A 13338-nucleotide genomic window follows, 5' to 3' on the forward strand; every position below is an offset into this window, starting at 1 on the left:
TCGGGCCATCCTCTCTTATTTATAGTTGTCATATCATATAATATTTCTCATATACAGATAGGGGTAAAAGCTTTGATTTATCGGCCCTGGGTACTGTTTATTGTTTGCTTTTTTGATAATATATATGATTCAGATTCCAGTAAAGGAATATGGTAATGAATGACAAGAGTAGTGATATAGTCAAAATAGGCCTGGATATTGGCTCTACGACGGTGAAAATCGTCCTTCTGGATCAAGCCAATACCATTTTGTATAAGGAATATGCCCGTCACCGTTCGGATATTAAAGAGAGCCTCATTGTTCTCCTTGAACGGGCCTACGAGCAATTCGGAGATCGAAACATCACCTTGAAAGCTGCCGGATCGGCGGGAATCAGCATTGCCGAGTGGCTCGGCATTCCCTTTGTTCAGGAGGTTATTGCTTCCACCGGTGCTATCGAGGCATTTCTTCCTCAGACCGACGTCGCCATTGAGCTCGGCGGTGAGGATGCCAAGATTACCTACTTCGAGGGTACCGTCGACCAGCGCATGAATGGTAGCTGTGCCGGAGGTACGGGGGCCTTCATCGATCAGATGGCGGTGCTTTTGAAAACTGATGCCGACGGCCTGAACGAACTGGCGTCCCGCCACTCACACATTTATCCCATAGCGGCACGGTGCGGTGTCTTTGCAAAGACCGATATTCAGCCCCTTTTGAACGAGGGCGCGGCCAGGGAAGACATCGCCGCATCGGTGCTTCAGGCGGTGGTCAATCAGACAATCGGTGGCCTTGCACAGGGAAAGCCGATACGGGGCCATGTCGCCTTTCTCGGAGGACCGCTTTCCTTCATGCCCGAGCTGCGTAAGCGCTTTATCGAGACCCTTAAGCTTACTCCTGAGGAGGTCGTCTTCCCGGAGGAACTCGCCCGTTTCGTTGTGGCGATCGGGGCCGCTCTTGCCTCCGATGAAGAAGAACCGTTTCCCTTCCGTGAGTTGAAGGAGAAGCTTCCCGGACTGCGTTCGGCCACCAGTTTTGAGGTCCATCGTCTTCGTCCCCTGTTCTATGATGAGAAGGAGCTTGCGCAGTTTCGCGCGCGGCATGCGAAGCATAGTGTTGCCAGGGCGCCTTTGGCCGAGTATCACGGAAAAGCTTATCTGGGTGTCGATGCAGGCAGTACCACCACCAAGGCCGCCCTTATCGACGATGACGGACAACTCCTTTGGTCCTTTTACAGCGGAAACAACGGCTCTCCCCTGAAAAGCAGCATTGGCATGTTGAGTGACCTTTACGCCCTCTTGCCCGATGATGTGGAGATTTCATGTTCCACGGTAACCGGTTACGGCGAGTCCCTTCTCAAAGCGGCCCTCAAAATCGATATCGGCGAGATCGAAACCGTCGCCCATTACAAGGCGGCCGAGCATTTTCTCCCGGGTGTCGATTTTATTCTCGATATCGGCGGACAAGATATGAAATGTCTTCGTATCCGTGACGGTGTCATCGATGAGATCCTGCTGAACGAAGCCTGTTCTTCCGGATGCGGTTCCTTTATTGAAACCTTTGCCATCAGCCTTGGTATGCCGGTGGCGGACTTTGCGAAAGAGGCTCTTCTCGCCGAGCAGCCCGTGGACCTCGGCAGCCGCTGTACCGTGTTTATGAACAGCCGGGTCAAACAGGCCCAGAAGGAGGGCGTGACCGTCGGCGATATTTCCGCCGGACTCTGTTATTCGGTCATCAAGAATGCCCTGACCAAGGTGATCAAGATCAAGAATCCCGAGGACCTTGGTGAGAAGATTATTGTCCAAGGTGGAACCTTTTATAACGAGGCGGCCCTGCGGGCCTTCGAGCTGATTAGTGCAAGAGAGACCGTGCGCCCCGACATTGCCGGTATCATGGGGGCCTTCGGGGCGGCTCTGATCAGCCGTGAGCGTTCTGTCCAGGACTGTAAGAGTTCGATGCTTGGAAGAGACGAACTGGAGAGTTTCACCGTTGAAACCAGCATGGATCGATGCGGAAAGTGTGCAAACAACTGTCGCCTTACCATCTCTCGTTTCTCCGACGGCCGACGTTTCGTTTCAGGTAACCGGTGCGAGCGGGGGGCCGGTGAGGAGCAGGCCTTTGAGAGAAGCAAAGATCTCCCTAATCTCTACGCCTACAAGGAACAGCGTCTGTTTGCCTATACTCCCATCACCAAGGAAAAGGCGAAAGCTACCGTCGGTATCCCCCGGGGATTAAATACCTACGAAAACTACCCCTTTTGGTTTACCTTCTTCACAGAACTTGGCTATCGGGTTGAGCTTTCCCGCAGCAGCAACAAGCGGCTTTTCGAGGAGGGAATGGACACCATCCCTGCGGAATCGGTCTGCTATCCTGCCAAGCTTATGCATGGCCATATCGTCAATCTTGAAAAACGCAAGGTCGATTTTATCTGGTATCCGTCGGTTCCCTACGAAAAGAAAGAGGACCCGGAAGCGACTAATCATTATAACTGTCCCATCGTCGCGGGCTACCCGGAGGTGATAAAAAATAATGTCGGGGGGCTCAACGAAGAAGGGGTTCCCTTTCTGAATCCCTATTTCTCCATGGATCATAAGCATCGCCTCAAGCTCCGGCTCTGGAAGGAGTTACGTCACCGTGGGCACTCTCTTCGTGCCATTTCCGCTGCGGTTGAGGCTGCCTGGACCGAGAAGGAGCGTACGAAAGAGGATATTCGGAAAGAGGGCGAACGTGCGTTGCGTTATATCCGGGAACATGACATCCGGGGCATTGTTCTTGCCGGCCGTCCCTATCATGTCGATTCCGAAGTCAATCACGGAATTCCCGATCTCATCATCCAGATGGGGATGGCTGTCCTTTCCGAGGATTCCGTGGCGCATCTCGGACGAATCGAGCGCCCGCTGCGGGTTGTCGACCAGTGGGTATATCACAACCGGCTTTACGCTGCGGCAACCTTTGTCGGAAAGACCAAGGGGCTTGAACTCGTTCAGCTCAATAGTTTTGGCTGCGGTCTCGATGCGATCACCACCGACCAGATACATGAAATTCTCCACGGTTATGGCAAGATCTATACCGTTCTCAAGATCGATGAAGGGAATCAGCTGGGGGCTGCCAGGATAAGGCTTCGTAGTCTCAAGGCTGTCATGGACGAGCGGGACAGGGGCGCGATTCCCGTTCTCCACGAGAAGGAAAAACGGGAGAGGGTACTCTTTACCAAGGAGATGCGGGAGACCTACACTATTCTCGCTCCTCAGATGGCTCCCATGCATTTTGATATCATTCAGGCCGCATTCTCGCATTCCGGCTATAATCTCGTAGTCCTGCCTGAGGTGGACCACGAAGCCGTGGATGTAGGCCTTAAATATGTGAACAACGACGCCTGCTATCCCTCCATCATTGTGGTGGGGCAGTTGATAAATGCCATCCAGTCCGGAAAGTATGATCCCAACAGGGTTGCCCTGCTTTTGACGCAGACAGGAGGGGGATGTCGTGCCACAAACTACATCGGCTTCCTGCGAAAGGCTCTGGAGGATGCTGATCTCGCCCATATTCCGGTTATCAGTCTCAACGCCCTCGGTATGGAGAAGAATCCCGGCTTTACCCTTACGGCGAAACTGGCCAAGCGGGCCTTTCAGGGGCTTGTCTACGGAGATCTGCTCATGCGTATGCTCCTTCGGACCAGACCCTATGAGGCTGAACCCGGAAGTGCCGAGGCCTTATACCACAAGTGGAAAGATATCTGTAAGAATTCTCTTAAACGGGCCTCCACCTGGCGCTATCACTCAAACACCAGGAAGATGGTCAGAGAGTTCGACCGTTTGCCGTTGCTGGATATCAAAAAGCCGAAGGTTGGTCTTGTCGGCGAGATCCTCGTCAAGTTTCATCCAACGGCCAACAACCAGGTGATCAAGGTCGTGGAACATGAGGGTGCCGAGGCGGTTATGCCCGATCTTTACGACTTCTTCCTCTATACAGCCCATACGGCGCACTTTGCACGCACCCACCTTTCTGGCAGCAGAAAAAAAGAGTTTTTCTCCGCACTTTTTATCCGTTATCTCGAACGTTTTCGAAAGGTGATGAGACGGGAACTTAAACGCAGTGTTCATTTTCATGCTCCTCCTACGATCTATGAGCTTGCCCGCCGAACAAAACCGGTGGTAAGCCTCGGTACTCAGATGGGGGAAGGGTGGTTTTTAACCGGTGAGATGATCGAGCTGATTGAAAGCGGTGCCGACAATGTGATCTGTATGCAGCCCTTTGCCTGCCTCCCGAACCAGATAACAGGGAAGGGGATGATCAAGGCGCTGAAGAATCGCTATGAGCAGGCCAATATTGCCGCCATCGATTATGATCCCGGGGCCAGCGAGGTGAATCAGCTCAACCGCATCAAATTGATGCTTTCGGTTGCTTTTAAGAAACTGGAAGCGGAGAATGTGGCAAGCCAGGAGGATAAAGAGCGGGCCTAAAACGGCTTATTCTCGTATCAGTATCGAGGGGTAGCCGAGTTCCGAGAGGGTTTTTCGCATGGCTTCCAGTTCGCTGTTGGCCACATGTGGAACCACGATCCGATAGTGGCCGGTGGGGGCTGCTTCTATCGAGGCGCTTATTCCGCGGCCTGCTAAGAGCGTGTGCGTACGTTCTGCGTTTTCCCGCAGTCCGAAACTTGCGACCTGAATGGTGACAGTTGCGTTTTTTTCATGGCGTCGATAGAGGTCCTGGGGTACTCCCTCGGGAGGTTCTCCGATTACTTCCAGTGAAACCTTCGCGATCCCTCTCCCAACCATGTCTATAGCCTCGGCCGCAGCCCTGGACAGGTCGATGATACGTCCTTCCACAAAGGGCCCCCGGTCGTTGATTCTCACTTCGACGCTTTTGTCGTTGTCCAGATTTGTCACCCGTACAAGGGTCCCGAATGGCAGGGTCTTATGAGCGGCGGTCAACTTGTTGGTATCGAAGACCTCTCCGTTGGCGGTTTTTCGCCCCTGGAATTTCCCTCCGTACCAGGAGGCGAAACCGACCTGTTTCGCCTCCATATCGGCCACCAGTGGCTGACAAAAGAGATTTCCGGGAAAAAGAAGGAGAGAAAGCAGTAGGGACGAAAAAAAAGCACGCTGCATCATGTTTTTCTCTCGGCATGTTTACGCCTCGACATAAGTGCCGATGCGCCGATAAGGACCAGAAAGGTTATCAGGTAGGGAAAGGCCAGCATGAGCGTCGGCGGAAGCCAACTCAAGCCCTGGGCATTCCCTGCGACCGCATCGGCAAAGGCGAAAAGCCATGAGGCCAGGAAGATCCCGACGGGAGATTTTCTGCCGAGGAAAACAGCGACCAGGGCTATCCATCCCTTCCCTGCGGTTATGCCGGGAACAAAGGCCTCGAGGCGGAGGGAGAGAAATGCTCCGGCAATACCGCAAAAAAGCCCTGAAAGGGTGATGGCCTGAAACTGGACAGCTCCGGGAGAAACACCCCGTCCCTTGAGCACTTCCGGGTCGATACCTGCAGCTCTGGCTCGCAGGCCGAAGGGTGTCTGGTTGAGCAGATAGATAAGCAGGGGGACAAGCAGCAATCCGACAAGGGGCGCCGGGGTGATGGTTCCTCCCGTCGGAAAGGGGATATGCGGCAGAGATGGCATGTTTGCAATGCGTATGACCCCTCTGGTGGAAAAAAACTGACCCGAAAGAAAGGTGACCAGGCCCGTGGCCAGCAGGTTGACCGCAAGACCCGCGATGAAGATGTTTGCCTGGAGGCGGACGCCGAAGAAACCGAAGAGCGCTGCCGCCCCGGCGCTTGCCGTCGCTGCGGCAAGCAGCCCCAGTATGATGCTTCCGCTAAAGCCTGCCACCACTACCGCCGTAAAGGCCCCTATCAGCATAAGTCCTTCCAGGGCGATATTCAGTATCCCTGCCCGTTCGGTTATGACCCCGCCGAGGGCCGCAATGAGGACCGGTGCCATCAGGTCGAAGATGCTTGCAATCACTGCTTTTTCCTCCTTCCGATCACAATACGGGCGGTGATAAAGAGGAAGACCACCCCCTGAACGATGCTTGATAATTCCATACTTATACTGCTGGAAAGGGTTGCGGTATCCGTCGCTTCCTGAAGAAATGCAAAAACGATACCGGCCGGGATGATAAGCAAGGGATGGTTGGCTCCGATAAGCGCCACGGCAATGCCGTTCCAGCCCAATCCGGAGCTTGCTCCCTGGATGGCCATGTGAAGATCCCCTACAATCGTAAAGGCCCCGACGATACCGTAGAGAGCCCCACTGATAATCATAGGTACTACGAGATGGCGATCCACATCGATGCCTCCGTAGCGGGCGAATTCACGGTTCAGGCCGCAGAGGCGCAGCTCGTAGCCTCGGTAACTCTTGAACAGATAGAGATACAGAAACCATGCGATCAGCGGTGCGATGAAAATCACCGGGGTCAGATGGGAGGGGGGGAGGAGTCGGGGCAACCAAAAGCTTTTGGAAATCTCCGGAGTGGAAAGGAGGAAGCTCTTTTGGTCCCGGAGAGGACCTATGATCAGATAGTCGATGGTGTAAACCAGGCTCTGGCCCAGGAGAAAAGAGCTTATCAGCTCGTCGGTATTCCAGAACCGCTTGAACAAGCCGCAGAGCCCTGCCGCCGCTGCTCCTGCCACTGATGCGGCGGACACCATGATTGCGATTCCGAGAAAACCGCTTTCCGGTGGGAGTATGGTACCCAACATGGCCGCAGTAAAGGCTCCCGCATAGACCTGGCCTTCTCCTCCCAGGTTGAAAACTCCACTGCGGAAGGCAATCGACATTCCGCCTCCGGCGATCATCAGAAGGGCCGCAAGGGAGAGCATGTTGCCGAAGTAGTATCTGGAAGAGAATGGCCCGGTAAAGAAATTGAGTATCGCCTTTCCCGGATGGGGAGCTGCTATCAGCATGATGAGCAGGGCGGTAAGGGTTGCGGCAGAAAGAGCCGTTGCTGTTCTGTGACTCCGCTTCATAAAGGGTTTCCCTGCAGCATCAATCTTCCAGCTTTTTCTCTATCGAGCTCTCGTGCCTGCACCGTGGCCACCATCGCCCCTCCGTGAAGAACGACGATACGATCGGCTGCGGAAAGCGCCTCGTCGATATCGGAGGTGAGCAGCAGGACACCGCTGCCAGCCTGTTTCATTGAATCAATCTTTTCAAGTATGCGCTTTCTGCTTGCTACATCAAGCCCCCAGGAGGGCTCTGCGAAGAGTATGAGGGAAGGGGAACGGCTAAGCTCCCTTCCGATAATGACTTTCTGAATGTTCCCTCCGGAGAGCGCATCCATGCGGTCGCCTGCTCCTCCTCGTATCCCGTACTCCTCAAAGAGGTGTTTTGTGAAGCGTTGGATCTCATCCTCCTTCATGGTGGCCCAGCCGTGAAAGGTCCGGTAGTTCAGAAGAATGAGGTTTTCCGCAACCGTGGATGAGATACTGGCACCCCGGACCATTCTGTCTGTCGGTACATAGGCAACCCTTTTTTTACGCAGCAGCTCCGGGCTGAGCCGTTCGAGTCGCTCTCCAAACAGACATATCTCCCCCGTGTCCGGAGGAGAGAGACCGGCAAGAAGCCGCTCCACGGTTTCAAGCCCCGCTTCCCGCATACCCAGCACGGCTATTGCTTCTCCGGGCGAGAGGGAGAACGAGAGCCCTTTGAGCGGCGGGTAGCCCTCGCAGTTGCAGGTAAGCCTTTCGACGGAAAGCAAGGGGGATGAGGGCCCAGCGACCTTTTTGTCTGTCGTCTTGGGCTTTCTGCTTATACTGGTGATATCGGTCCTCTCCTTCTGAGGTTTTCCGTCGATCATGAGATGAGTGAGCTTTTCCAAACTACACTCCTTGGAACGAAGGGTCCTGATCAATCTTCCCTCACGAAGTACCGCAATCGTATCGGCGTTCCCCAGCGCCTCCCGTAATTTGTGCGTAACGATAAATATTGTGTGCCCCTCTTCTTTCAGACGTGCAAGAAGCCTGTACAGATATTCGGTTTCCCTATCGTCGAAAATAGTGGTCGGTTCGTCGAGCACAATCACCTTCACCGAGCGGGAAAGCAGATAGAGAAGGCTCACATTCTGGCGTTCCACCGCATCAAGCCCCCCGGCCTTTCTCGAAAGTTCTATCGGAATACCGTATCGGTCGGAGACCTTTTGTATCTCTGCAGCAGCCCTTCGCCGTTCTATCCTGCCGGGGAATCGAGTCGGCTCGTTTCCCAAAAGGAGGTTATCAAGAACGCTAAAATCGGGAATCAGCCGAACCTGTTGACGGACCATGCCGATGCCCGTTTCAAGAGCATCGGCCGTCGTTGAAAAGTGTTTCGCCTCTCCGCCGATGAGGATGGTCCCGCTGTCCGGCTTCAGATAACCGCACATGAGCTTCATAAGGGTCGATTTCCCTGAACCGTTTTCTCCAATCAGGGCAACCGTCTCACCAGCGGCAGCATTGAGAGAGACCGAACGACAGGCATGAATTCCGTTTTCACGATAGGTTTTATCGATTTCCTTCAGCGATACCGCTATCTGTTTCCGGCCGGGGTCCATGGCCTTATCGCTCTTCCTCTAAGAGAGGGAGGAGAGGATTGCCTTGCTTCAGATCTTCGAGAAACCGATGTTGTCGTTCCCTCAGCTCTTTGGGGACCGTTTCCCTGTAGTGTTCGTCGTTTTCGACAAAGGTGATCCACCCGTCTTTGGTCGATGCGACCTCGGCACTGCCGAATGGAAGCGTTCCGTCGATAGCCGCAAGGCTCTTTTCGTAGGCCGCCCGGTACTGTTCGACGGCGGTACTCCCGATAACCGTACCCGGCGCAACATCGTAGCCCGCCGTATCGAACCATAGTACGTAGCGGCCCCGTTCCTTGGCGGCGGCCACCACTCCCTGATTTGCCCCTCCCGCAATGGTAAGGATCACGTCTGTTCCGCTGTCGTAGAGCGATGAGGCCAGTTCGGAGCCCTTTGAGGCATCGAACCAGTTCCCCACGACGCGGAATTCGATCTTTGCCTCCGGTGCCACACGTTTTACCCCGCGCTCAAAGCCGGGACGTATTGCCTGGTTCATATCCGGATATTCCTGACCGACAATCATTCCCACCGAGAGATGTTCCTTGTCGGCACCACTCATATCCGAGCCGGTAACAAGAGCTGCGAAGGTTCCTGCAAGATACCCCTGTTCCATCTGGTGGTATCGCAGCGTGTAAATCGACGGATTACCTTCGAGAAATCCGTCGAGTATGAGGAATTTCTGCTGCGGGAATTCCCCCGATATTGCTTCACAAATCTTAGGCAGAGCCGGATTTGTCGTAACAATCAGATCCCAGTCGCCCGAGGCTGCAAGAGCCTTTACCTTTTCGCCCCATTCTCCCTGGTTGAAGCCCCCTTCGATAACCGAAGCCTCGACCTTATCCCGTTCCTTTGCGGCAGCAAGCACCCCGTCGGCCATTTCGCTGTAGGTCGGGCTTCCCTCGGTAACACCGGGGATGAAGACGGCAATGTCGTATGTATCATCCTTTTGTGAACATCCGGGGAACACAAGGGTCAAGAACAAAAAAACGGTTATGACGAGAAGATGCATGCCGATTCTTCTCTTTCCTATATTATGAAAAAACACCGATCCCTCCTTGTGGATCGAAACAGCATTTTTCCGGGGGGAGCTACAGGAAGGTCTATCGTGCGGTAGGCGATCCCATATTTCTTCTCCCATCCAGACTTTCACTGTCGGTAACGGAATCTCACCGTTTCACCCCAAGGCTTTCGGGATTGCGGACTATCACCGCCGGTCGGGACCCGAAGTCCCTCCCTCGAAGAAAATGGTATGAAAAATATAGTATGAATCCGTGAGCTTTTCGTCAAGAGAGCTTTGGTTGACCCCTATCCCTCTCTGGTGGTATGCTCGGCTACGGTCCAGAAGAGAACTATCGATTCCGAGGTATCCGTTTCTATGAGTATTATTAAACCCGCCAGTCTGGGGATCATCGCCTGCCCCGGCGCCGAGCAATTTACTTCCGATGTGATTCGGCATCTTAAACGCCAATATGTCAAGAAGTATCATAAACTTGCTTCCGATCTTTCGGCAAAGTACAGCATGACAACCGAAGAGGTCTGGAAGAGAATGAACCTCATTGAGGACTTGCATCGGCTTGAGGATGATCCGAGAAAGAGACCGGTAGACCGTTTTCGTCCGCCCGAATTTCGGCTGCCTGTACGTTTTACCAGATTTGCCAACGGGGAATTCAAGTCGGAACTCCTCTCTTCGGTGAAGGGAATGAGTGTTTTCATCATCCAGGATGTGGAAAATCACTACCCTCTATCTTTCTATAATTCCGAGGAATTGGTGCGTCTTTCGGTAAACGACCATGTGATGATGCTGTTCACCACCATCGATGCCGCCCTGGAAGCGGGTGCGGAAAGCGTTACCCTTGTTCTTCCGACCTATCCCTACAGTCGCCAGCATAAGAAGCGGGGAAGGGAAGCTCTCACCGCCCGTTGGTTCGGCCAGATGTGTGAGCACAGCGGTGCCAGCAGGATCATAACCGTGGATATCCATTCGAAGGAGATCGAAAACACCTTCAATAAGCTGATCTTGGAGAATCTTCACGGAAGCTATCAGATTATTCGTGCGTTAAAGGATCTTGTTGATCTCAGCGACCCCGACCTCGTTGTGGTCAGCCCCGATACCGGGGCCGTGGACCGCAATAAATTTTATGCCGGGAATCTGAAAAAGCCTTTGGCCCTTTTATATAAGGAACGGGATTATTCGCGGGTAAGTCGTGATGCATCGAGTAGTAACATTACCAATATTCGGCTCCTCGGGGACGTAACGGGAAAGATCGTCTTTATGGCCGATGATATGCTTGGGACGGGCGGCACCTTGATGAAAGCAATGCGGGAGCTGAAACGACTGGGCGCCAGGCAGATCATAGCCGCCGCAAGCCTTCCTTTTTTTACCGGCGATGCCGTCGACCACTTTGACCAGGCGTATAAAGAGGGAATCTTCTACCGAATCATCGGAACAAACGCAGTCTATCACGACGCAATGTTACTTGATCGTGAATGGTATATTTCCGCCGACATCACTGATCTTCATGCACGTATCATCAGCAGGCTTCACCACGGGCGCTCTCTTTCTCCTCTGCTTGAGAATAGCCGCATCATACAAAAGCTGCTGCGTAAGGAGTGAAGAAAAGGAATGGGAAAGATGAGTATCCGCCGGAACGGCAAGGTCCTTGCCGTCGACATCGGCACCTCTTCCATGAAGGGGGCGGTGATAGACTCCGGCGGGCATGCCTTTTCTCTGGTGCGGGTTCCTTTTCCGGAAATAGCTCCTCCGAAAGCTGCCGAAAGTGCATTAACGTGGGAAGGGCTCTGGGATCCCGAACTATGGGATGCCGGCTTTCATGAGCTTCTTCATCGGCTCGGACCGGATTGCTGCGGCAGTATCGATGCTGTGGCGATAAGCGGTAACGGTCCCTCTGTTGTTCCTCTCGGCCGTGACGGCAAGCCCGTTGCCGGCTCACTGCTTTGGCACGACAGGCGGGAGCGACGGCTCGACGGTGACCCCTCCTTCTTCTTGCCGAAGATGGCCTGGTACCGCCAATATCCCGATCTCTGGAGAACCATAGAAGGATTTATCGGCTGTCCGGAGTATCTCGGCTATCTTCTTACCGGCGAACGCTTTTTCTATACCCCGTCGGAGGAATTCATCCCCCATCTTTGGAGTCGGAAAAGCGCCGATCTCTACGACATCCCGCTGAAGATGCTTCCTCCCCCTGTTAGAACAGGAGCGCCTGCCGGTGTCGTTTCGGCGTCTGCTGCTTCCCGTTTCGGCCTTAGGGCGGGAATCCCCCTTGCCGCGGGAGGGTCGGATTTTCTTATGGCCCTTCTCGGTAGTGGGGTTGTCCGTCCCGGCATGACCTGCGATCGTGCGGGCACCAGTGAAGGGATTAATGTTTGCGCCTCGAAACGCCTAAGCCACCCACGGGTGAGACCTTTGCCGCATGCGGTTCCGGGGCTTTACAATATCGCCGGAATTCTCAGCTCCACAGGGTTGGTCTTTGAGTGGTTTCGGCGTATCTCCGGCCAGGATCGTCGTGATTATGAAGAGATGCTGAAAGAGATTCATACGGCTCCCTTTTCTTCCCGCCCCCTCTTCTTTCCCAGTATTCATCGAGGTGCTGTCTGGGAGTTTTCCGGTGGAGTCTTTGCTGGACTGTTACCGGACCATGGCCCGGTGGAGATGGGACAGGCCGTGGTTTCGGCCATCGGCTTCGGGATCAGGGATTGCATCGAAAGTTTAAGCGAGGCTGGTTGCCGGGTGACGGAGATGAGGGTCTGCGGCGGACAGGGACGCAATCGGATATGGAACAGCATGAAAGCAGATATTGTTGGCGTACCCCTTTTGATTCCGGAGCTTTTGGATTGTGAACTGACAGGTGCTGCCGCAGCGGCCTTTGCCATGCTCGAAGGCTGTGATGATATCGTTCCGATCAGCGAACGGCTGGTCCGTATTGCCGACCGTTTCGATCCCGATGACGAAGAACATGGGCGTTGGGGCCGTCGCTACGATTCCTACCGCAGGTCGCGGGACAGGCTTCTCGATGCTTTTTCCCTTTCAGAGGGGGCTGCCAAGGGCGCTACTCTTCCCGAAAGAGAGCCATAATCCTTCGCAGATTCCTCAGCTGCTTGTCTATCTCTGCATAGTTGGGACACAGCCGTTCCACTTCCTTCCAGTAGAGCTTGGAGTGGTTGAGGTGGATTTGGTGGCACAATTCATGGATCACCAGGTAGCGTTGGAGCTCCGGTTCAAGCATGATTACCCGCCAGTTGAGGGAGATATTTCCTCCTGAGGAGCTGCTTCCCCATCTGCTGCGCTGATTGCGGATAAAGACCTTATGTACCGGAATGTCCACCTCCGCAGATATCTCTCTAACCAATACCTTAAGCCGGCTTCTGGCTTCGGCCTCCAGCCACTTTTTCAGCGAGGCAATAATCAGGGGTTTGGAACGATCGGGGCCGACGACGGCAACCGCTTTCCTGTTTTGATCGAGGGTGACTCCGTAGCTTTTCCGCTTTGAAGAGGTCGTGATTTCCACCGGATACTCTTTCCCGTTCAAAAATATCCTCGTGGAAGGGTCTGTGCGCTTGAGATCCTCTTCTATGCGCCAGAGATGACCTGCTATCCACCGGCGTTTTGTTTCGATGGCCCGTTCTATTTCCGCCTTTGTGGTCGTTACGGGACAAGAAACGCTGACATTCCCCGAACCTGAAATCTTGATTCGGATATGTTTTTGACGTTTGCGCCGAAGGATGGAAACATCAAAGCTTCCCGTTCCGACGCGCAAAGGGATTGATTCCTTACCGCTCATACTTCATC

General features: G+C 53.9%; 9 protein-coding genes and 1 riboswitch. Of the genes, 3 read left to right on the forward strand and 6 right to left on the reverse strand.

What is annotated here, in order from left to right:
• The first annotated feature begins 155 nt into the window (after nucleotides 1-155).
• A complete protein-coding gene (locus F459_RS0103905; protein WP_020611428.1) occupies nucleotides 156-4439 on the forward strand; it encodes a 2-hydroxyacyl-CoA dehydratase in 4284 nt (1427 codons plus the stop codon).
• Between the two features lie 6 nt (nucleotides 4440-4445).
• Here the strand turns inward: F459_RS0103905 and F459_RS0103910 are convergent, their stop codons facing one another.
• From F459_RS0103910 to F459_RS0103930, 5 genes are read right to left on the reverse strand one after another with little or no spacing between them, the layout of a single operon-like run.
• Nucleotides 4446-5093 carry a septal ring lytic transglycosylase RlpA family protein gene (locus F459_RS0103910; protein ID WP_020611429.1) on the reverse strand — a complete coding sequence of 216 codons (648 nt, stop codon included), beginning with the start codon at nucleotides 5091-5093 and terminating at the stop codon, nucleotides 4446-4448.
• A complete protein-coding gene (locus F459_RS0103915) occupies nucleotides 5090-5950 on the reverse strand; it encodes an ABC transporter permease (protein WP_020611430.1) in 861 nt (286 codons plus the stop codon). The genes F459_RS0103910 and F459_RS0103915 overlap by 4 nt, the downstream gene beginning before the upstream one ends.
• The gene (locus F459_RS0103920; RefSeq protein WP_020611431.1) at nucleotides 5947-6954 is read right to left on the reverse strand and encodes an ABC transporter permease; all 1008 of its coding nucleotides are present in this window, start codon (nucleotides 6952-6954) and stop codon (nucleotides 5947-5949) included. The genes F459_RS0103915 and F459_RS0103920 overlap by 4 nt, the downstream gene beginning before the upstream one ends.
• Nucleotides 6951-8513 (reverse strand): ABC transporter ATP-binding protein, encoded by a 1563-nt coding sequence (locus F459_RS0103925; RefSeq protein WP_020611432.1) that lies wholly within the window; start codon nucleotides 8511-8513, stop codon nucleotides 6951-6953. Before F459_RS0103925 ends, F459_RS0103920 begins: the two co-directional genes overlap by 4 nt.
• Before the next feature lie 4 nt (nucleotides 8514-8517).
• The gene (locus tag F459_RS0103930) at nucleotides 8518-9576 is read right to left on the reverse strand and encodes a BMP family ABC transporter substrate-binding protein (protein ID WP_020611433.1); all 1059 of its coding nucleotides are present in this window, start codon (nucleotides 9574-9576) and stop codon (nucleotides 8518-8520) included.
• Nucleotides 9577-9653: 77 nt separating this feature from the next.
• A riboswitch (FMN riboswitch) is annotated at nucleotides 9654-9778 on the reverse strand.
• A gap of 128 nt (nucleotides 9779-9906) precedes the next feature.
• On the opposite strand from F459_RS0103930, the gene F459_RS0103935 reads away from it, so the two are divergent.
• Together F459_RS0103935 and F459_RS0103940 are read left to right on the forward strand one after the other, a co-directional pair.
• Nucleotides 9907-11145 carry a ribose-phosphate pyrophosphokinase gene (locus F459_RS0103935; protein ID WP_026294880.1) on the forward strand — a complete coding sequence of 413 codons (1239 nt, stop codon included), beginning with the start codon at nucleotides 9907-9909 and terminating at the stop codon, nucleotides 11143-11145.
• 9 nt (nucleotides 11146-11154) lie between these two features.
• On the forward strand, nucleotides 11155-12624 hold the full coding sequence (locus tag F459_RS0103940) for a xylulokinase (protein WP_020611435.1): 1470 nt from the start codon (nucleotides 11155-11157) through the stop codon (nucleotides 12622-12624).
• Here F459_RS0103940 and F459_RS0103945 read toward each other — a convergent pair.
• A complete protein-coding gene (locus F459_RS0103945) occupies nucleotides 12599-13330 on the reverse strand; it encodes a M48 family metallopeptidase (protein ID WP_020611436.1) in 732 nt (243 codons plus the stop codon). The genes F459_RS0103940 and F459_RS0103945 overlap by 26 nt on opposite strands.
• Between the last annotated feature and the right edge of the window lie 8 nt (nucleotides 13331-13338).

It is taken from the genome of Sediminispirochaeta bajacaliforniensis DSM 16054, assembly GCF_000378205.1.
In the GTDB taxonomy this organism is placed as follows: domain Bacteria; phylum Spirochaetota; class Spirochaetia; order DSM-16054; family Sediminispirochaetaceae; genus Sediminispirochaeta; species Sediminispirochaeta bajacaliforniensis.

Coding starts and splice junctions, on each gene's coding strand:
- F459_RS0103910 (WP_020611429.1), bottom strand. CDS start 5,093: ATGATGCAGCGTGCTTTTTTTTCGTCCCTACTGCTTTCTCTCCTTCTT.
- F459_RS0103905 (WP_020611428.1), top strand. CDS start 156: ATGAATGACAAGAGTAGTGATATAGTCAAAATAGGCCTGGATATTGGC.
- F459_RS0103945 (WP_020611436.1), bottom strand. CDS start 13,330: ATGAGCGGTAAGGAATCAATCCCTTTGCGCGTCGGAACGGGAAGCTTT.
- F459_RS0103925 (WP_020611432.1), bottom strand. CDS start 8,513: ATGGACCCCGGCCGGAAACAGATAGCGGTATCGCTGAAGGAAATCGAT.
- F459_RS0103935 (WP_026294880.1), top strand. CDS start 9,907: ATGAGTATTATTAAACCCGCCAGTCTGGGGATCATCGCCTGCCCCGGC.
- F459_RS0103940 (WP_020611435.1), top strand. CDS start 11,155: ATGGGAAAGATGAGTATCCGCCGGAACGGCAAGGTCCTTGCCGTCGAC.
- F459_RS0103920 (WP_020611431.1), bottom strand. CDS start 6,954: ATGAAGCGGAGTCACAGAACAGCAACGGCTCTTTCTGCCGCAACCCTT.